The following is a 19,038-nucleotide window of genomic DNA, read 5'->3' on the forward strand; positions in this document are numbered from 1 at the left end:
AACCGGGTGAACTGACCGGGTACGGCCCACCCCCGGGGCCCCTTCCGCGGGGCCCCTTCCCCGGCGCCCCCGCGCCCCCCGCGCAGCCGACCGGGGCCGTACCGGAGGAGGACCGATGAGTTCCACCGACGCGCCCCCACCCGGCCCCGGGGACGCCGCCGGTCCGGCCACCCGGGAGCGCACCGGCTCGGTGGCCAGCCGGCTGGCCGCCACCCCGCGGATGTCCTGGGTCACGCTGGCCCTGATGACCACCAGCTCGGTGGCCAGCCTGCGCTCCGCCCCGACCATGGCGGTCTACGGGCTGGCCTGCGTCTTCCTCTACCTCGTCCCGGCGGTCGTGTTCCTGCTGCCGACCGCGCTGGTCTCCGCCGAGCTGGCCTCCGGCTGGGAGGGCGGCGTCTACCGCTGGGTCTCGGAGGGGCTGTCGAAGCCGATGGGCTTCCTGGCGGTCTGGTGCCAGTTCGCGATGACGATCTTCTACTACCCGTCGCTGCTGGCGTACGTGGCCTCGACCATCGCGTACGTGGTGAACCCGCGGCTGGCCAGCAACGGTCCGTACACCGCGGTCGTGATCATGGTGCTGTACTGGACCGGCGTCTGGGTCTCCGCGCGCGGCACGAAGGCGGTGGCCGGACTCTCCTCGATGGGCCTGGTGATCGGCACCCTGATCCCCGGCACCCTGCTGGTGGTGCTCGGCTTCGTCTTCCTCGGCGAGGGCAACGCCTCCGCCGCGCCGATGGACGCCGCGCACCTGTTCCCGCAGTGGACCGGCCTGGCCAGCCTGGTGCTGATCGTCAACAACTTCCTCAGCTACTCCGGCATGGAGATGAACGCGGTGCACGTCTCCTCGCTGCGCGACCCGGCCCGGGAGTTCCCGCGGTCGATGTTCACCGCCTCCGCCATGGTGCTGGCGATCTTCATCCTGCCGGCGCTGGCGATCAGCTGGGTGGTGCCGTCCAGCGAACTGAGCCTCACCGCCGGGGTGATGCAGGCCTTCGACGCCTTCTTCCAGTACTTCGACATCGGCTGGCTGACCCCGGTCATCGCGGTGGCGCTGATCGCCGCCTCGCTCGGCGGCATGCTGACCTGGCTGGCCGGGCCCTCCAAGGGCCTGCTGATGATCTCCCGCCAGGAGGGCTACCTGCCGCCGTTCCTGCAGAAGCTCAACCGGGAGGGCGTCCAGCAGAACCTGCTGGTCACCCAGGGCGTGATCACCACCGCGATCGCCCTGCTGTACGCGCTGATCCCGAATGTCTCCAGCGCCTACTGGATCTTCTCGGTGATCACCACCCAGGTGTACCTGATCGTCTACCTGCTGATGTTCACCGCGGCGATCCGGCTGCGTCGCACCCAGCCGGACCACCCGCGCGGCTACCGGGCCCCGGCCCTGGTGCCGATCTGCGTGATCGGCCTGCTCGCCTCGGCCGCCGCGATGGGGATCGGCTTCGTGCCGTCCTCGCAGTTCGGCAGCGGCAGCGTCTGGACGTACATCGGGATCGTCGGCGGCGGCCTGCTGCTGCTCGGCCTGGTCATCCCCTACCTCTTCCTGCGGCTGCGCAAGCCGGGTTGGCGCTCGCCCGGGGCCGCGGCCGAGCTGGCCGCCCAGGAGGCCCAGGAGCTGCGCGGAACGGAAGGAGGCACGTGATGACCAGGAGTGTGATGGCCTCCCGGCACCGCTGGATCTACCTCGGCTCGATCGCCCTGCTGGTCGCGATGCTGATCACCGGCCTACTGTCGTTCACCCAGCTGCACGCCACCGACCTGGCCGCCCGGAAGGCGGAGCAGCTCTCCGACCGGCTGAGTTCGGCCGGCTATCCGGTGCCCACCCAGGACCAGATCGTCCGCACCCTGGGCGAGGACGGCGGCGCGGTCTGCGCGGACCCGGCGAACGCGCTCAACCAGGCGCAGTGGTCGTACGGGATGTCCAACGGCGCCGGCGGGCCCGGCCAGCGCCCGGTGCTGTCCGACCGCGAGACGGTGCGGGCCGAGGCGATCGTGCTCTCGGTGTACTGCCCGGACCGCCTCGCCGCCGTCCAGGACCGGATCGACGACCTCGACCTGCGCGACACCGTCCGCAAGTAGGAGCTTCAGATGACCGACGAACTCGCCCGCCGGATCGATGAGTTGATGCCCCGGGCGCAGGCCGACCTGGCCGAGCTGGTGGCCATCCCGTCCGTCGCCGACCCCCGGCAGTACCCGCCGGCGAAGTGCCGGGAGGCCGCCGAGTGGGTCGCCGCCGCCTTCACCGAGGCCGGTCTGCGCGACGTCCACCTGGAGGAGACCCCGGACGGCAGCCACGCCGTGGTCGGCCACCGCCCGCCGCCGCCCGGTGCCCCGACCGTGCTGCTGTACAGCCACTACGACGTCCAGCCTCCGCTCGACGACGCCGCTTGGACGTCCCCGCCGTTCCGGCTCACCGAGCGCGACGGCCGCTGGTACGGGCGCGGCGCCGCCGACTGCAAGGGCAACATCGTCATGCACCTCACGGCGCTGCGGGCGCTCGGCGAGGCCGTCCCGGTCGGCCTCAAACTGGTGGTCGAGGGCTCCGAGGAGCAGGGCACCGGCGGCCTGGAGCGGTACGTGCCCCCGCACGCCGGTGAGTTGCACGCGGACGCCCTGCTGATCTGCGACACCGGCAACGCCGCCGTCGGCGTCCCCACCGCCACCACCTCGCTGCGCGGAGTGGTCACCGTGGTGGTCGGCGTCCGGGCCCTCACCGGCGACGTGCACTCCGGCATGTTCGGCGGCCCCGCCCCGGACGCCCTCGCCGCGCTGATCCGGATGCTGGACTCGCTGCGCGGGGCCGACGGCGGCACCCTGATCGACGGCCTCGACTGCCAGGGCAGTTGGAGCGGCGCCGGGTACGACGAGAGCCGGTTCCGCACCGACGCCGGCGTGCCGGACGGCGTCCGGCTGACCGGTTCCGGCACCGTCGCCGACCGGCTCTGGGCCCGCCCCGCGGTCACCGTCCTCGGCATCGACTGCCCGCCCGTGGTCGGCTCCGCCGCCGCCGTCCCGGCCACCGCCCGGGCCCGGGTGAGCCTGCGGGTGCCGCCCGGCACCGACGCCCGCGCCGCCCAGGACGCCCTGGTCGCCCACCTGGAGGCCGCCGCGCCCTGGGGCGTACGGGTCGAGGTGGAACGGGAGAGCGCCGGCGCGCCGTTCCGGGCCGACACCGGCGGGCCCGCGTACGCCGCGCTCGACAAGGCGATGCAGGAGGTCTACGGCAAGCCGATGTCCTTCCTCGGCCAGGGCGGCTCGATCCCGCTCTGCAACGTCCTGGCCACCACCTTCCCCGAGGCGGAGATCGTGCTGATGGGCGTCGAGGAGCCGCGCTGCCTGATCCACGCGCCGAACGAGAGCGTCGACCCGGAGGAGATCCGGCGGATGGCCCACGTGGAGGCACTGTTCCTCCGGCACTTCGCCAACAGCCGTTGACCGTGGCGTGGCTGCGGGAAGTCGGCGACCATCGAAGAACCGCAGTCCGTCCGGCCCAGTCCGGTGAAGCCGGCCCCAGGAGGAGCGACCGTGCCCCGTCCGTTCACCACCGAGGACCACACCGCCCGGATGGCCCGGGCCACCGCCGAGGCGACCGCGGCCGGGCTGGTCGGCCTGGTGGTCGCCCCGGGCCCCGACCTGACCTACCTGTGCGGCTACCAGCCCACCGCGATCACCGAGCGGCTCACCGCCCTCGTCCTCACCGCCGGGCGCCGGCCCGCGCTGGTCGTCCCCAAGCTGGAGCGCCCGGACGCCGAGAAGGCGCTCGGCGCCCCGGCCGTCGACCTGCTCGACTGGTCCGACGGCGAGGACCCGTACGCCACCGCCGGTCCGCTGTTCGAGCCGGCCGGCCGGTACGGCGTCTCCGACAACGCCTGGGCGATGCACCTGCTCGGCTTCCAGTCCGCACTGCCCGGCACCGCGTTCACCTCGCTCACCGAGACCCTGCCGATGCTGCGGGCGGTCAAGGACCCGGAGGAGCTGGAGCGGCTGGCCGCGGCCGGCGGCGCCGCGGACGCCGCCTACCGGGGCATCCTGGAGGTCCCCTTCGCCGGCCGCCGGGAGACCGACGTGGCGGCCGACCTCGGCGCACTGCTCATCCAGTACGGGCACAGCCAGGTCGACTTCACCGTCGTCGGCTCCGGCCCCAACGGCGCCGACCCGCACCACGAGGCCGGGGACCGGATCATCCGCAGCGGCGACACCGTGGTGCTGGACTTCGGCGGCCTCAAGGACGGCTACGGCTCCGACACCACCCGCACCGTGCACGTCGGCCCGGACGTCCCGGACGAGGTGCGGAGGGTGCACGACCTGGTCCGGCTCGCCCAGCAGACCGCCTTCGAGGCGGTCCGGCCCGGGGTGAGCTGCCAGGAGATCGACCGGATCGCCCGACGGGTGATCACGGAGGGCGGCTACGGCGAGTACTTCATCCACCGCACCGGCCACGGCATCGGGATCACCACCCACGAGCCGCCGTACCTGGTCGAGGGCGAGGAGCGGCCGCTGGTGCCCGGGATGTGCTTCTCGATCGAGCCCGGTGTCTACCTGCCCGGCCGGTTCGGGGTGCGGATCGAGGACATCGTCACGGTGACGGCGAACGGCGGACGGCGCTTCAACAACACTCCGCATGAGCTCGGCACCGTGTCCTGAACCGGCCGACGAGGCCGACTCGACGAACCGTTCGTCCGAGTTTCGGGACCTTCGTCCGCCGAAATCCGACCCGCCAGTGCGATTTTCTTACGAGCCGGTCATAGTTCACCCAGAGTCCTCCAAGCTTGCGTTGCTAGTTTCGGTGAGCATGACGAAGCTGCTGAGCCCGGCCCCGCCGCCCCCGGTGCGGGCCGGACGACTGCGTCCCGTGACCGACCGCGACCGCCGAACCGGCCTGTCGAGACTGCGGCTGCTGGCCTGGCCGGCCTACCTCACCGCCTTCGTCTGGTTCCTGGCCACCCAGGGCATGGCCTTCGCCAACGACGTGGTGTTCCTCTGGCTGATCGGCGCCCTGCTCACCGCCGCCGTCCACAGCGGCCACGGCTCCCGCGGCTTCCTGCTGGTGCTGCGCGACTGGATCCCGGTGATGGCCGTGGTCTGGGCCTACTCCCTGCTGCGCGGCTACGGCGCCCACACTCCCTGGGCCCCGCACTGGCTGCCCCAACTGCGCCTCGACGAGGTGCTCGGCTTCGGCGAGACCTGGACCGTACGGATCCAGCACGCCCTCTACACCCCCGGCTCACCGCACTGGTACGACTACGCCGCGACGGCCGTCTACCTCTCCCACTTCCTGGTCGTCTTCGTCCTGCTCGCCGTCCTCTGGCGACGCGCCCACCAGCGCTTCCGGCAACTGCTCGCCTGCTACTTCACGCTGACCTTCGCCGGCTTCGCCACCTACCTCCTCTACCCGGCCGACCCGCCGTGGCTGGTCGGCCAGCAGGGCAACCTGCCGCAGCTGCACCGGGTGGTCTGGGAGACCATCTCCACCATGGGGCTGCCGCAGGCCGACTCGCTGCTGGAGAACGGCAGCCAGTTCGCCAACGACGTCGCCGCGATGCCCTCGCTGCACTCCGCCTACCCGGCGATGCTGCTGTTCCTCTTCTGGCCCACCGCCCGGCCCTGGCTGCGCGCCCTGCTGGTCGCCTATCCGCTCGCGATGGCGTTCACCCTGGTCTACGGCGCCGAGCACTTCATCGTGGACGTCTTCGTCGGCTGGACGTACGCCGCCGTGGTCGTCTTCGGCCTGCGTTGGCTGCGCGACCGCCGCACGGCGCCGATCGCGGCCACGGCAGACTTGGCCCGGTGAAGCCGACGCCGACACCGCCACCGATGACACAGCCGAAGCCGACGAAGCCGACCAAGCCGACCAAGCCGGTGAAGCCCACCCCCGAGCAGCTCCGGGCCGCCCAGGACACCACCATCCCGGACATCACCGGGCCCGGGCTGCGGGTGCTGTTCTGCGGCATCAACCCGGGCCTGTGGTCCGGCGCCACCGGGCACCACTTCGCCCGCCCCGGCAACCGCTTCTGGCCCGCCCTGCACCGCTCAGGCTTCACCGAACGCCAGTACCGCCCCGACGAACAGGGCGAACTGCCCGCCCTCGGCCTCGGCATCACCAACGTCGCCCCGCGCACCACCGCCAAGGCGGACGAACTCACCGCCGAGGAGTTGCGCGCGGGCGGCGCGGCGCTGCGCGAGCGGGTGCTGCGGCTGCGGCCCCGGGTGCTCGCGGTGCTCGGCATCGGCGCCTACCGGACGGCCTTCGGCCGGCGGCAGGCCGCGATCGGGCGCCAGCCGGAGGGGATCGGCGACACCGAGGTGTGGGTCCTGCCCAACCCGAGCGGCCTCAACGCCCACTACACCTTGGACGCGCTGGCCGCGGAGTTCCGCCGACTCCGGGAGAGCCTCGACGGCTGCGACGGCCACGACGGCCAGGGCCAGCCCTAGAGCGGCGTGACGGCCTTGAGCACCACCAGCAGCGCCACCGCCGCGTTCAGCGCGCACAGCGCCGAGGCCGCCGTGCCGACCGCGGCGACCATCGCCGCCAGGCCCGCCGGGGTCTTGGCCGGCGGCCAGTTGCGGGCCGTCGGCACCGGGCCGAGCAGCGCGGCCACCCGGCGCGGCACCGGGCCGGGCTGGGCGGCGGCCGGGGCCGCGAAGGCCGCGAAACCGGGCGCCGGGGCGGCGTGCGAGACCAGGGCCGCCCGGGCCACCGCCCGGGCGGTGATCCGCCGGTCCCCCACCGCCTGGGCCGACTCCTCGTCCGCCCACCGCTCCGCGCTGAACGCCACCGCCGCCTGCAACGGCCGCAGGAACGGGTTGACGCAGGCGGCGAGCTGAGTGGTCAGCAGGTAGCGGTGGTGGCGGTGGCGCAGGTGCGCGCGCTCGTGCGCGAGCAGCGCCTCCCGCTCGTCCTCGGCCAGCCCGGCCAGCATCCCGGTGGAGACCACCACCCGCCCGGGCGAGCCGGGCAGCGCGTAGGCGTACGGGCTGCGGTCCGGCAGCACCGCGAGGTCACCGGCCTCGGCCGGCCCCTCGGGTAGCCCGACCAGCGCCCGCCGGGCCCGGGAGCGGACCCGAAGGTGCCGCACGACCGTCCGGCAGCAGGCGGAGCCGACCAGTACCAGGAGCCACATCGCGGCCGTGCCGACCGTCTCGTGGTACGGCAGCGCGTGCCGCACCTCCGGGTCGGACCAGCTGTCCGGCAGCGGGTTGCCGGGGATCTGCGCGGTGCCCACCACGCCGATCAGCCCGAGGCAGAGCACACTGCACACCGCCATCACGGCGCTGATCACGGTCATCAGCCGGGCGGCGCCGCGCGGGTGCAGGTGCTGCTCGGTCAGCCGGGCGATCGGCACCGCGGTCAGCGGCAGGATGAGCGGGAGGAAGACGAAGAAGCCCACGGGTCAGCTCTCACGGTCGTCCGCTGCCGGATCCGCGGACGCGGCGTCCAACAGCGCCCGCAGCAGTTCCTCGTCGTGCGGCAGCAGCGCAGTGACGAAGCTGGCGAGTACGGCGTCCCGGTCCGCCTCGCCGTCGAGCATCCGCCGCATCCGCAGCGCGGCCAGCCCGGCGGCGTCGGCCGAGGCCTGCCACAGGTAGGAGCGGCCGGCGCGGCTCCGGGAGACGGCGTTCTTGGCGTGCAGCCGGGACAGGATGGTCATCACCGTGGTGTACGCCAGATCGCCCTCCAGGCGTTCCTGGACCCACCCCGCGCTCGCCGGGCCGGGCGCCAGCTGGAGCACCGCCAGCACCTGCGCCTCCAGCTCGCCCTGGCCGCGCCGCCGGGTCGGCGCGTCCCCGGACGCCGGGGCGTGCCTCTCGTCTGCCATGACGGCCCACTCCCTCCGGATGCCGCACCCCGGACCGACGCGGGGCGCGGGGTCATCCTAACGAGCGGAGGGCTCCTCCGGACGGCTCAACGCGGGGGTTCGGGCCCGCACTACGCACGGGCCCGCCGGGTGACCGCGGTGCAGCCCAGCACCACCGCCGCCGTCAGCGGTGCGGCCACCGGCGGGCCCTCGCCCAGCAGCAGCACCGACCGGTCCGCTACTGCCGGTACCCGGCCATCCGCTCCAGCCGGGCGATCCGCTCCGCCATCGGCGGGTGGGTGGAGAACAGCCGCGCACCCGCCTCGCCCGGGCGGAACGGGCTGGCGATCATCAGGTGGCTGGCCGTCTGCAGCTGGGGCTCCGGCGGGAGCGGCAGCTGGCGGGTGCCGGCGTCGAGCTTGCGCAGGGCGCCGGCGAGGGCGAGCGGGTCGCCGGTGATCCGGGCGCCGTCGGCGTCGGCCTGGTACTCGCGGGAGCGGCTGACCGCCATCTGGATCAGCCCGGCGGCGATCGGCCCGAGGATCATGATCGCGAGCATTCCGAACAGCCCCGGGCCGTCGTCGTCCTCGTTGCGGCCGAACGGGACCAGCCAGGCGAAGTTCACCAGGAACATCACCACCGAGGCCAGCGCCCCGGCGACGGAGGAGATCAGGATGTCCCGGTTGTAGACGTGGCTGAGCTCGTGCCCGAGCACGCCGCGCAACTCTCGCTCGTCCAGGATCCGCAGGATGCCCTCGGTGCAGCAGACCGCCGCGTTGCGCGGGTTGCGGCCGGTGGCGAAGGCGTTCGGGGCCGGGGTCGGGGAGATGTAGAGCCGGGGCATCGGCTGGCGGGCCGAGGTGGAGAGCTCGCGCACGATCCGGTACAGCCCCGGCGCCTCGAACTCGCTGACCGGCCGGGCCCGCATGGCCCGCAGCGCGATCTTGTCGCTGTTCCAGTAGGCGTAGGCGTTCGTCCCGAGGGCGACCAGCAGGGCGATCACGAAGCCGGTCCGGCCGAAGAAACCGCCGATCACCAGGATCAGCGCCGAGAGGCCACCGAGCAGGACGGCGGTCCTCAGTCCGTTGTGCCGGCTGTGCACGTCAGGCCCTCCAGTGGTGCGGTGGGGAAGCCCTTTCTGCCTCGTCCCTCTTGCCCGCTCAACGGGCGGGGCCCGGGACCTTGTTCCCTTGTGACCGACGCGACACCCGGTCGGCGGCTCAGAACAGCGAGCCGCCGGCCACCTGGAGGACCAACTGCGGGGCGACCGAGAGCACCACCGCGACCGAGGCGGTGAGCCCCAGCGTGGCGGTCAGGCCGACCGGCAGCCGCCGCTCGGCGCCGTCCTCGGCCCCCGCCTCGGCGTCGGCCGGGGCCGGGGCGAACAGCCGAGCCGTCCACAGCAGGTAGTAGTAGAGGGCGACGACCACGTTGACGGCCATCACCACGGCCAGCCAGCCCAGCTCGGCGTCAACCGCCGCGCGGAACACCACGACCTTGCCGAACAGGCCGATCACGCCCGGCGGCAGCCCGGCCAGGCAGAGCAGGAAGAAGGCCAGCGCGAGCGCCGTCCAGCGGTTGCGGGCGAACAGGCCGCGGAAGTCGTCCACCCTGGTCCCGGCCCGGCGGCCGACGGCGGCGACCACACCGAAGGCGCCGAGGTTGACCACCCCGTAGATCAGCGCGTACGCGGCGGTCGCGCCGAGCGGGTCGGCGCCGGTGGGCGCGTAGCCGGCCGCGGCCAGCGGCACCAGCAGGTACCCGGCCTGGCCGACCGAGGACCAGGCCAGCAGCCGCACCGCGCTGTACCGGGTGTCGAAGCGCTGCCGCAGCGCGCCGACGTTGCCGACGGTCATGGTGACGGCGGCCAGCACGGCCAGCACCAGGCCCCAGGTGTGGGCGTACGGGCGGAACGCGATGGTGGTGGCCAGCGCGAGCCCGGACAGGCCGGCCGCCTTGCCGACCACCGAGAGGTAGCCGGCCACCGGCAGCGGGGCGCCGGTGTAGGTGTCGGGCACCCAGAAGTGGAACGGAACGGCGGCGACCTTGAAGGCGAAGCCGACCAGGGTCAGCACGGCCCCGGCCTCGGCCAGCGGCTTCAGCTGGCCGGGCGCGTGCTCCAGGCCCTGGGCGACGGCGCCGAGGTGCAGGCTGCCGCTGGCCGCGTAGACGAAGCCGATGCCCAGCAGCATCACGGCGGTCGCGGTCACCGAGGAGACGAAGAACTTGAGCGCGGCCTCCGCGCCCCGCCCGTCCCGGCGCAGCGCGACCAGGGCGAAGGCGGGCAGCGAGGCGACCTCCAGGGCGATCACCATGGTGGCGAGGTCGCGGGAGGCGGGCAGCAGGGCGGCGCCGGTGGCGCTGGAGAGCAGCAGGAACCAGTACTCGCCGCGGGGCAGCTTCTGGTCCTCGACGGTGTGCATCGACAGCAGTGCCGCGATCAGCGCGCCGCCGAGGGCGAGCAGCTGGAACACCAGGGCGAAGTGGTCGGCGACGTACGAACAGCCTCCGCTGTCAGTGGCCCCCGCTACGCTCCGGAGGCAGAAGGTCGCCCGGGGTGATCCCCCGGTGAGGGGGAGGAGTGCGATGAGGGCGAGGGCGAGTCCGGCCACGGCGAGGCGGCCGAGCCACCGCTTGTGCCGCTCGGGCAGGAACAGGTCGGTGATCAGCACGGCGAGGGCGGCCACCGCGACGATCAGCGGGGGCGCGATCGCCACCCAGTCCACGGACTGGATCAGGCTGCCCGGGTTGGCTACGGCGAGGGAGGTCACAGTGTGCTGCCCCGTGGAGTGAGGTCCGAGTGCGGCGGTGTGGGCTGCGAGCACGGTCAGCCACCCCCGAGGAGGTGTTTGACGGCGGGGTCGGAGAGCCCGAGCAGGAGGGCCGGCCAGAGGCCGGCCACCAGCGTGAGCGCGGCCAGCGGCGTCCAGCTGACGGCCTCGTACGGGCGCAGGTCGGGCACCTCGCCCACCGGCGCGGGCTGCGCGGGGTCACCCATGCAGACGCGCTTGACCACGATCAGCAGGTAGCCGGCGGTGAGGAGGGTGCCGAGGCCGGCCAGGACCATGTAGGTGACGAAGGCGGGGCGCGACAGGCCGGCGGCCGGGTCGAAGGCGCCGAACATGGCGAGCAGCTCACCCCAGAAGCCGGCCAGCCCGGGGAGCCCGAGGCTGGCGACGGAGGCGAAGGCGAGCAGCGCGCCGATCCGGGGCGCCCGGCCGTACAGGGCCGCGCCGGTGGCACCGGCGAGGGTGTCGAGGTCCGCCGTGCCGTAGCGGTCCTTGACGGCTCCGACCAGGAAGAACAGCAGGCCGGTGATCAGACCGTGGGCGATGTTGGCGAACAACGCGCCGTTGACGCCGACCGGGGTGAGGGAGGCGATGCCGAGCAGCACGAAGCCCATGTGGCCGACGGAGGAGTACGCGATCAGGCGCTTGAGGTCGCCCTTGGATCCGGGGCGGGCCAGCGCCAGACAGGCCAGCGAGCCGTAGACGATGCCGACGGCGGCGAAGGCGCCCAGGTAGGGGGCGAGCGTCGCGGTGCCGTCCGGCACGACCGGCAGGAGGACGCGGACCAGACCGTAGGTGCCCATCTTCAGCAGCACACCGGCGAGCAGCACCGAGCCGACCGTCGGAGCGGCGGTGTGCGCGTCGGGGAGCCAGCTGTGCAGCGGCCAGGCGGGGGCCTTGACCGCGAGCCCGACCATGATCGCAAGCGCGGCGATCACCTGGGTGGTGTGGCTCAGGCCGTGACCGTGCCCGGCGGCCAGCGCCTGCATGTCGAAGGTGCCGGCCTTGCTGCCGATCAGCAGGAAGCCGAGCAGCATCACGGCCGAGCCGAGCAGCGTGTAGAGGATGAACCGGTTGGCGGCCGGGGTCTTCGCGCCACTCCCCCAGCGGGCGATCAGGAAGTACATCGGGATCAGCACGATCTCGAAGGCCAGGAAGAAGAGCAGGAGGTCCAGCACTGCGAAGGTGGCGAGCATGCCGACTTCGAGGAGGAGGAACAGCCCGACGAAGGCCTGCGGCGAGGGGACGTGCTCCCCGTCCGGCAGCCGTTTCTCCGAGTACAGCGCGCAGAGGAAGGTGAGCAGCGCGGTCAGCACGATCAGCGGCAGCGAGACGCCGTCCACGCCGAGGTGGAGGCGCACGTGCAGGGCGGGGATCCAGTCCGCGTCGGTGGTGGCCTGCATCCGGGCCGGCGAGCCGTGGTCGAAGCCGGCCGCGAGGGCGACGGAGAGCAGCAGCACCGCGCCGGTGACCACGGAGTTCAGCCGCAGCGCCCGCCGGCCGGCGGCGGCCCGGTCCGGGCCGAACACCGGCGCCAGGGTGAGCGCGGCGCCGAGCAGTGGCAGCACCAGGAGGGCGATGAGGACCGCATTCATCGGGGGCTCCTAGCGGCGGTGGGGAGGACGGGGGTGGAGGAGAACGGCACCGGCTACACCGCCACCAGGACGGCCAGCAGGACGACGCCGGCGAGCAGCGCGCTGAGGTAGGTCTGCACGTTGCCGGTCTGCGCGAGCCGGACGGCCCGGCCGAGCAGGTTGGCGCCGATCCCGCTGCCCTGGACGTAGCCCTCGACGACCTCGCGGTCGAGGAAGCGGACCAGCCGGGCGGCCGCGGTCACCGGGCGGACGAACAGCACGTGGTACAGCCGGTCGACGCCGAAGCCGTGCCGGGCCGGGCCGAACAGCGGGCCCAGCAGGGTGCGCCCGGGGTCGGCGACGATCACCTCGGCGGCCGGGGCGCCGGCCTGCTCCGGCACCTGGTCCACGGCGGCCGGGGCGGGGTGGCCGGTGGTCACCCGCGCGGTGGCCGAGCGCCAGGCGCCGTACGCGGCGAGCACACCGACCACGGCGAGCCCGGTGCCGGTGACGGCGGTGACGCCGGTGGGGCGCAGCGAGCCGCCGTCCAACAGGGCGGGCAGCCAGTCCGAGCGCAGCCCGGCGACGCCGAAGCCCATGGTCGGGACGGCGAGCACCCAGAGCGGCCAGCGCATCGCGGGCGGCTCGGCGGTGGCCGGGTCGGCCTCGTCCGGCTCCGGCGAGTACGGCGCGTCGGCCTCGTGGTCGGCGGCCACCACGCCCCGGTCGGTGGCGGGCAGCACCGCGGGTGCCGCCGCTGCCGCCCCGGCCGGGCTGTGGAAGGCCACCAGGAACAGCCGGGTCGCGTACGCGCCGGTGAGCAGCGCGGTGAGCGCGGCCGAGATCAGCACGATCCAGCCGGCCGCCTGCGGCACCGCCGAGGCGGGGCCCAGGCCGTTGGTCAGTGCCTCGCCCTTGGCGGCGTGCTCGGCGGCGGTCAGCACCGCCTCCTTGCTGAAGAAGCCGGAGAACGGCGGCAGCCCGGTCAGCGCGACCAGCGCGATGCCCATCGTCCAGTAGGCGTCCGGCACCCGCTTGCGCAGCCCCGGGATCCGGGACATCGCGGAGATCGAGTTGGTGTGCGCGGCGTGGATCACCACGCCGGCGGCCAGGAACAGCAGCGCCTTGAACGCGCCGTGGCTGACCAGGTGGAACACCGAGGCCTCGCGGTCGCCGCTGGCCAGCGCGCCGGCCATGTAGCCGAGCTGGCCGACGGTGGAGTAGGCGAGCACCCGTTTGAGGTCGTCCTGGGCGAGCGCGCAGAGCGCCGAGCCGATCATCGTCACGGCGGCCATCACCGCGAGCACCACCAGCGCCGCGCCCGACTGGAGGAACACCGGCATCAGCCGGGCCACCAGGTAGATGCCGGCCGCGACCATGGTGGCCGCGTGGATCAGCGCGGAGACCGGCGTCGGACCGGCCATCGCGTCCGGGAGCCAGGTGTGCAGCGGGAACTGCGCGCTCTTGCCGGCCACTCCGGCGAGCAGCAGCAGCGCGATCAGCGTCGGGTGGCCGAGCTTTCCGTCCCCCGCGGCCGCCAGGACGTCCGGGATCCGGAAGCTGCCGACGTCCGCTCCGAGCAGGAAGATCCCGAACAGGAACGGCACGTCACCGAGCTTGGTGACCAGGAAGGCCTTGAGCGAGGCCGAGCGGGCGTCGGCGGTCTCCCAGTGGTGGCCGATCAGGAAGTACGAGCAGACGCCCATGACCTCCCAGCCGACCAGCAGCACGATCAGGTCGCCCGAGTAGACGACCAGGAACATCGCCGCGGTGAACAGCGAGACCAGCGCCGCGTACGAGGGGTAGCGCGGGTCCGTCTTCAGGTAGGCGGTCGAGTAGACCTGGACGCAGGTGGCGACCAGGCCGACCAGCACGGAGATCAGCGAGGTGAAGCCGTCCAGGTGGACGGCCAGCGCGATGTCCGGTCCGCCGGTCGGGGTGAGCCGGGTGGCGGCGTCCAGGGTCTGGCCGGTGCCGAGCTGGAGGGCGACCACCAGGGCGAGCACGGCCGAGACGGCGACCGGGACGATCGCCAGCGGCCGGGCCAGTCCGGGCGCCTTCTTGCCGACGGCCAGGGTCGCGGCGGCACCGAGCGCGGGCAGCGCGGGGACGAGGGCGGGCAGGGCGAGGTTCATGCGGTGTCCCGGCCCTTCAGTGCCTCGGCTGCGACCCGCTGCTCCTCGGCGGGGGTGTGCGGCTCCGCCGGGTCGCCGAGCGCGGTGGCCCGGTCGATGTCCGCGGTGCCCCGGGCCCGGAACAGCAGCAGGACGATGGCGAGCCCCAGCCCGATCTCGGCGGCGGCGACGGTGATGGTGAACAGGGTGAGCGCCTGCCCGGCGTGCAGCGAGTCGCGCAGCCAGGCGTCGAAGGCGACCAGGTTGAGGTTGACGGCGTTGAGCATCAGCTCGACGGACATCAGCACCAGGACGGCGTTGCGCCGGGCGAGCAGGCCGTACACGCCGACGCTGAACAGCAGCGCGGCGAGGACGACGGGGTAGGCGAGGTGCATCAGCTCTCCTCCTCGGGCGCGGACGCCTCCGGCACGGACGCCTCCGCGACGGCCGCTGCGGGCGCGGTCGCGGCCACGGTCCCGTTCGACCCGACCGGCCGGCCGGCCCGCACCTTGCCCGCCCGGGGCGTCGGCACCCGGCGCCCGGACCCGCGCGACAGCACGATCGCGCCGACCAGTGCCGCCAGCAGCAGCACGGACAGCGCCTCGAAGGGCAGCACCCAGTGCCGGAACAGGCTGGCCCCGGTGACGGCGGCCGAGCCGCCGCCCGCCCCGAGGTCGATCCAGGAGGTCCGGAAGGCGTCGACCACCAGCGTCACCAGCGTCCCGGCCGCGGCCAGCGCCACGACCAGGGCCACCCAGCGGTTCTTGGAGTCGGCGTCCGGCGAGCGCCCGATCGGCGCCTTGGTGAGCATCAGCCCGAACAGCACCAGGACGACCACCGAGCCCAGGTAGATCAGCACCTGCACCCAGGCGATGAACTCGGCCGTGAGCAGCAGGAACTCCACCGCCAGGCCGCCGAGCGCGACCACCAGCCAGAGCGCCGCGTGCACCAGCTGCTTGGTGGTCACCGAGACGACCGCCGAGCCGAGCACCGCGACGCCGACCAGCAGGAAGACGATCTCCTGGCCGGTCGGGGACAGGAACGAACGAGCGGCCGGCTCCAGGGAACCGGTCGCCGCGAGAAGCGTGGCGCCACCGATCACGCGTCGTCACCCCTCTCCTCGGAAGCCGCCGCGGCGGTCGCGGCCAGCTTGTCCGCGGCCTTGCGCGCGGTGGCGATCTCCTTGGGCTCCTCGGCCGCCGGATCCAGCGCCGGGGGCGCCGGGACGGTCCACATCCACTCACGGAGCTTCTCCCGCTCGTGGGTCAGCTCGTGGATGTCGGTCTCCGCGTACTCGAACTCCGGCGACCAGAACAGCGCGTCGAAGGGGCACACCTCGATGCAGATCCCGCAGTACATGCAGAGCGAGAAGTCGATGGCGAACCGGTCCAGCACGTTGCGGGTGCGGGCCCGGGCGTTCGGGTCGGCGGCCGGCAGCGTCTCCTTGTGGGAGTCGATGTAGATGCACCAGTCCGGGCACTCGCGCGCGCAGAGCATGCAGACCGTGCAGTTCTCCTCCAGCAGCGCGATGACGCCGCGCGAACGCGGCGGCAGCACCGGCTGCACGTCGGGGTACTGCGCGGTGACGCTCTTCTTCGTCATCGTCCGCAGCGTCACGGCCAGGCCCTTGGCGAGGCCGGCTCCGGGAAAACTCATGCGATCGCCACCTTGATGATGCCGGTCAGGGCCAGCTGGACGAGCGCGAGCGGGATCAGCACGATCCACGCGAAGCGCATCAGCTGGTCCTCGCGCAGGCGCGGGTAGGTGACCCGCAGCCAGATGACCACGAAGGCCAGTGCGAAGGTCTTGAGGATCATCCACAGCCAGCCGAGCTGGTCGGACATCGGTCCGTGCCAGCCGCCGAGGAACAGCACCGCCGTCAGCGCCGACACCACCAGGATGCCCACGTACTCGGACAGCAGGAACAGCGCGAAGCGCAGACCGGTGTACTCGGTGTACGCGCCGAAGATGATCTCCGAGTCGGCGACCGGCATGTCGAACGGCGGCCGCTGGAGCTCGGCCAGACCGGCCGTGAAGAACACGAAGGCGCCGATGATCTGCCAGGGCAGCCAGTACCACTGCCAGGCGTCCACGATCCCGGGCAGCGACAGGGTGCCGGCGGCCATCGCCACCGAGGCCGCCGCGAGCACCATCGGCAACTCGTACGACATCAGCTGCGCGGCCGTGCGCAGCCCGCCGAGCAGCGAGAACTTGTTCGCCGAGGCCCAGCCGGCCATCAGCTTGCCGATCACCCCGACGCCCATCACGGCCAGCACGAAGAACAGCCCGGCGTCGATCGCCTGGCCGACGAAGCCGTCCGGGCCGACCGGGATCGCCAGCAGCACGAACAGGTACGGCAGCAGCGAGACGGCGGGCGCCAGCTGGAAGACCCGGCGGTCCGCCCCGGCCGGGACGATGTCCTCCTTCTGCGCGAACTTCACGCCGTCGGCGACGAGCTGCGCCCAGCCGTGGAAGCCGCCCGCGTACATCGGGCCGAGCCGGCCCTGCATGTGCGCCATGACCTTGTGCTCGGTCTGGCCGATGACCAGCGGGAAGACCAGGAAGACGACCAGGGTGGCGACGCAGCGGAGCACCGTGTCGAGCAGGTTCACGCGCCGTCTCCGTCCTGGTCGGCCGCTCCGGCCGACTTCTCGTCCTTCTTCTCAGCCGGACCGTGCTCACCCGTCTCGCCCGACGGCTTCCCGTCGTGGGCGGGCACCGGATTGTGCCAGGGCGCGTCGGAGGACCGGGGCCGGGCCGGGGCCGCGGGTTCGGCCGTGGACTCGGTGGCGCCGGTGCCGGTGCCGGTGCCGGCGCCGGCGCCGGCGTCCGTGTCGGCCGTTTGGCTGACCGACCCGTCGGACACCGAGCGGGTCCGCCGCGGCCGGTCCGCCCGCACCGGCGGAGCACCCTCGGCAGCCGGAGCCTCAGAAGCGGCAGGAGCCTCGGCCGGAGCCTGGCTCGCCGACCCCTCGGCCACCGAGCGGGTCCGCCGCGGCCGGTCCGCCCGCACCGGCGGAGCACCCTCGGCAGCCGGAGCACCGGCGGCAGCGGCGGCGCCCGCCGCCCGGGGCGTACGCGCCGCACCGGCCGCCCGCGCACCGCGCGCGGGCCGCTCGGCGACCGGCGGCAGGGTGCCCTTGAGCGGGCCCCACTCGTTCGGGTCCGGCACGCCGGGCGGCTGCATCTTGCGCCGGGCGGGCCCGTCGCCGTGGTCCGACTCGCCCGGCTCCTTGGCGCCCGGCCAGGCCTTGGCGACCCGCGCCGCGAGCACGAACTCCTTGCGCAGCGGGTGCCCCTCGAAGCCGTCCGGCAGCAGCAGGGTGGCCAGGTACGGGTGCCCGGGGAAGTCGATGCCGAACATCTCGTGGGTCTCGCGCTCGTGCCAGGCGGCCCCGGCGTACACCGTGACGGCGCTCGGCAGCGCGGCCTTCTCGCGCGGCACCCGGGTGCGCACGGCGAGGTGCCGTACGCCCGGCGCCTCGGCGGCGGCCAGGTGGGCGACCACGGAGAAGCCCTCGGCGAGCTCGTCGACGGCGCTCAGCCAGTCGAAGAAGCCCAGGCCCAGGACGTCCCGGGCGTTGGTGAGGGCCTCGATCCAGTTCTCGGCCGGCACGTCGACGGTGATCAGCCCGTACGCCTCGGCGCCGGTCGCCCACTCCCCGACCGACGCCGCGTACTGCTCCGCCGTGGTCACGACACTCCTCCATCGGTGGAAGGCCCCGCCACCAGCGGCCGGCGCAGCGCCGCCGCGGGCGCGGCGTAGCGGCCGGGCAGCGACTCGGCGGCGATCTTCTCCTGCAGCTTGAGGATGCCCTGGAGCAGCGCCTCCGGCCGCGGCGGGCAGCCGGGCACGTAGACGTCGACCGGGATGATCTGGTCCACGCCCTTGGTCACGGAGTAGGAGTCCCAGTACGGGCCGCCGGAGTTGGAGCAGGCGCCGAAGGAGATGACGTACTTCGGCTCGGGCATCTGCTCGTAGAGGCGCTTGACGGCGGGCGCCATCTTGTCGGTGACCGTCCCGGAGACGATCATCAGGTCCGCCTGACGGGGGCCGGGCGCGAACGGGATGACGCCCATCCGGATGAAGTCGTGCTTGGCCATGGACGCGGCGATGAACTCGATCGCGCAGCAGGCCAGGCCGAAGTTGAAGCACCAGAGGCTGTAGCGGCGGCCCCAGTTGAGCACGACCTTGACCGGGTCGGGCGCGAGCCGGGCCAGCGGGCCGAGGCCTCGGTGCTCGACGGCGCCGGGGTGGGCGGGGTCGGGCAGGCCGAGCGGGACGGGGCCGCCCTGGGGGCCGTGCGAGTGGGTGGGTGTCACGTCCATTCCAGAACGCCCTTCTTCCAGGCGTAGAGCAGTCCGACCGCGAGGAAGCCGATGAAGAGGAACATCTCGACCAGCGTTCCGGCGCCGTACCCGGCGGTGGCGAAGACCGTCGCCCACGGGAACAGGTAGATCGCGTCGACCGCGAAGATCACGTACAGGAAGGCGTACACGTAGTAGCGGACCTGGGTGTGCGCCCAGTCCTCGCCCACCGGATCGACCCCGCACTCGTAGGTCAGGAGCTTCTCCGGCGAAAACACCACCGGCCGCAGCAGGCGGTTGGCGGTGAACGCCACGGTCACGAAGAGCACCCCGATGACGGCCAGCAGGCCCATCGCGGCGTACGCGTCGAAGTAGCCGCTGCCGACCGCCGGGTCGGCAGCGACGGCAGCCGCCTGCTGCCCCTCCATGCCTTCGCCTCCACCTCGGCCGCGGC

Annotated in this window: 19 protein-coding genes; 6 read left to right on the plus strand and 13 right to left on the minus strand. The window is 73.4% G+C overall.

The window, feature by feature from the left end; translation table 11 throughout:
- Window positions 1-115: 115 nt before the first annotated feature.
- From ACZ7BZ_RS13375 to mug, 6 genes are all read left to right on the plus strand, one after another.
- Window positions 116-1,645 (plus strand): APC family permease, encoded by a 1,530-nt coding sequence (locus ACZ7BZ_RS13375; RefSeq protein WP_470358421.1) that lies wholly within the window; start codon window positions 116-118, stop codon window positions 1,643-1,645.
- Complete coding sequence (locus ACZ7BZ_RS13380; RefSeq protein ID WP_470358422.1) at window positions 1,645-2,082, plus strand: hypothetical protein; 438 nt, start codon at window positions 1,645-1,647, stop codon at window positions 2,080-2,082. The genes ACZ7BZ_RS13375 and ACZ7BZ_RS13380 overlap by 1 nt, the downstream gene beginning before the upstream one ends.
- Window positions 2,083-2,091: 9 nt before the next feature.
- Complete coding sequence (locus ACZ7BZ_RS13385; RefSeq protein WP_380460385.1) at window positions 2,092-3,438, plus strand: dipeptidase; 1,347 nt, start codon at window positions 2,092-2,094, stop codon at window positions 3,436-3,438.
- 129 nt (window positions 3,439-3,567) lie between these two features.
- Complete coding sequence (locus tag ACZ7BZ_RS13390; RefSeq protein WP_470358467.1) at window positions 3,568-4,647, plus strand: aminopeptidase P family protein; 1,080 nt, start codon at window positions 3,568-3,570, stop codon at window positions 4,645-4,647.
- Between the two features lie 148 nt (window positions 4,648-4,795).
- Window positions 4,796-5,794 (plus strand): phosphatase PAP2 family protein, encoded by a 999-nt coding sequence (locus tag ACZ7BZ_RS13395; protein ID WP_470358423.1) that lies wholly within the window; start codon window positions 4,796-4,798, stop codon window positions 5,792-5,794.
- A gap of 23 nt (window positions 5,795-5,817) precedes the next feature.
- Window positions 5,818-6,435 (plus strand): G/U mismatch-specific DNA glycosylase, encoded by a 618-nt coding sequence (gene mug, locus ACZ7BZ_RS13400; RefSeq protein ID WP_470358424.1) that lies wholly within the window; start codon window positions 5,818-5,820, stop codon window positions 6,433-6,435.
- Here the strand turns inward: mug and ACZ7BZ_RS13405 are convergent.
- The 13 genes from ACZ7BZ_RS13405 to ACZ7BZ_RS13465 all read right to left on the minus strand — a co-directional run bounded on the left by ACZ7BZ_RS13405 (window position 6,432) and on the right by ACZ7BZ_RS13465 (window position 19,012).
- Window positions 6,432-7,391, minus strand: coding sequence for a M48 family metalloprotease (locus tag ACZ7BZ_RS13405; protein WP_470358425.1), 960 nt, complete (start codon window positions 7,389-7,391; stop codon window positions 6,432-6,434). The two genes, mug and ACZ7BZ_RS13405, sit on opposite strands and share 4 nt — an antisense overlap.
- Window positions 7,392-7,394: 3 nt before the next feature.
- Window positions 7,395-7,820, minus strand: coding sequence for a BlaI/MecI/CopY family transcriptional regulator (locus ACZ7BZ_RS13410; RefSeq protein WP_380460393.1), 426 nt, complete (start codon window positions 7,818-7,820; stop codon window positions 7,395-7,397).
- A 217-nt stretch (window positions 7,821-8,037) separates the two neighbouring features.
- Window positions 8,038-8,901 carry a zinc metalloprotease HtpX gene (gene htpX / locus ACZ7BZ_RS13415; RefSeq protein ID WP_470358426.1) on the minus strand — a complete coding sequence of 288 codons (864 nt, stop codon included), beginning with the start codon at window positions 8,899-8,901 and terminating at the stop codon, window positions 8,038-8,040.
- Between the two features lie 118 nt (window positions 8,902-9,019).
- Complete coding sequence (locus ACZ7BZ_RS13420) at window positions 9,020-10,570, minus strand: NADH-quinone oxidoreductase subunit N (RefSeq protein ID WP_470358427.1); 1,551 nt, start codon at window positions 10,568-10,570, stop codon at window positions 9,020-9,022.
- A gap of 56 nt (window positions 10,571-10,626) precedes the next feature.
- A complete protein-coding gene (locus tag ACZ7BZ_RS13425; protein ID WP_470358428.1) occupies window positions 10,627-12,183 on the minus strand; it encodes a complex I subunit 4 family protein in 1,557 nt (518 codons plus the stop codon).
- Between the two features lie 53 nt (window positions 12,184-12,236).
- Entirely contained in the window at window positions 12,237-14,297 is a 2,061-nt protein-coding gene (locus ACZ7BZ_RS13430; RefSeq protein WP_470358429.1) for an NADH-quinone oxidoreductase subunit 5 family protein, read from the minus strand.
- The gene (gene nuoK, locus ACZ7BZ_RS13435) at window positions 14,294-14,671 is read right to left on the minus strand and encodes an NADH-quinone oxidoreductase subunit NuoK (protein WP_470358430.1); all 378 of its coding nucleotides are present in this window, start codon (window positions 14,669-14,671) and stop codon (window positions 14,294-14,296) included. The genes ACZ7BZ_RS13430 and nuoK overlap by 4 nt, the downstream gene beginning before the upstream one ends.
- Window positions 14,671-15,378, minus strand: a complete 708-nt coding sequence (locus ACZ7BZ_RS13440; protein ID WP_470358431.1) for an NADH-quinone oxidoreductase subunit J family protein — start codon at window positions 15,376-15,378, stop codon at window positions 14,671-14,673. The genes nuoK and ACZ7BZ_RS13440 overlap by 1 nt, the downstream gene beginning before the upstream one ends.
- Window positions 15,375-15,932, minus strand: a complete 558-nt coding sequence (locus tag ACZ7BZ_RS13445) for a NuoI/complex I 23 kDa subunit family protein (protein ID WP_470358432.1) — start codon at window positions 15,930-15,932, stop codon at window positions 15,375-15,377. Before ACZ7BZ_RS13445 ends, ACZ7BZ_RS13440 begins: the two co-directional genes overlap by 4 nt.
- Window positions 15,929-16,888 carry an NADH-quinone oxidoreductase subunit NuoH gene (gene nuoH / locus ACZ7BZ_RS13450; RefSeq protein WP_380460408.1) on the minus strand — a complete coding sequence of 320 codons (960 nt, stop codon included), beginning with the start codon at window positions 16,886-16,888 and terminating at the stop codon, window positions 15,929-15,931. The genes ACZ7BZ_RS13445 and nuoH overlap by 4 nt, the downstream gene beginning before the upstream one ends.
- Window positions 16,885-17,973, minus strand: coding sequence for an NADH-quinone oxidoreductase subunit C (locus ACZ7BZ_RS13455; protein ID WP_470358433.1), 1,089 nt, complete (start codon window positions 17,971-17,973; stop codon window positions 16,885-16,887). The genes nuoH and ACZ7BZ_RS13455 overlap by 4 nt, the downstream gene beginning before the upstream one ends.
- Window positions 17,970-18,605: an NADH-quinone oxidoreductase subunit B gene (locus ACZ7BZ_RS13460; RefSeq protein WP_380460412.1), complete on the minus strand. Its 636-nt coding sequence runs from the start codon at window positions 18,603-18,605 to the stop codon at window positions 17,970-17,972. The genes ACZ7BZ_RS13455 and ACZ7BZ_RS13460 overlap by 4 nt, the downstream gene beginning before the upstream one ends.
- Window positions 18,596-19,012, minus strand: a complete 417-nt coding sequence (locus tag ACZ7BZ_RS13465; RefSeq protein ID WP_380460414.1) for an NADH-quinone oxidoreductase subunit A — start codon at window positions 19,010-19,012, stop codon at window positions 18,596-18,598. The genes ACZ7BZ_RS13460 and ACZ7BZ_RS13465 overlap by 10 nt, the downstream gene beginning before the upstream one ends.
- Window positions 19,013-19,038: the final 26 nt, after the last annotated feature.

The organism is Kitasatospora sp. NPDC036934 (assembly GCF_055608425.1).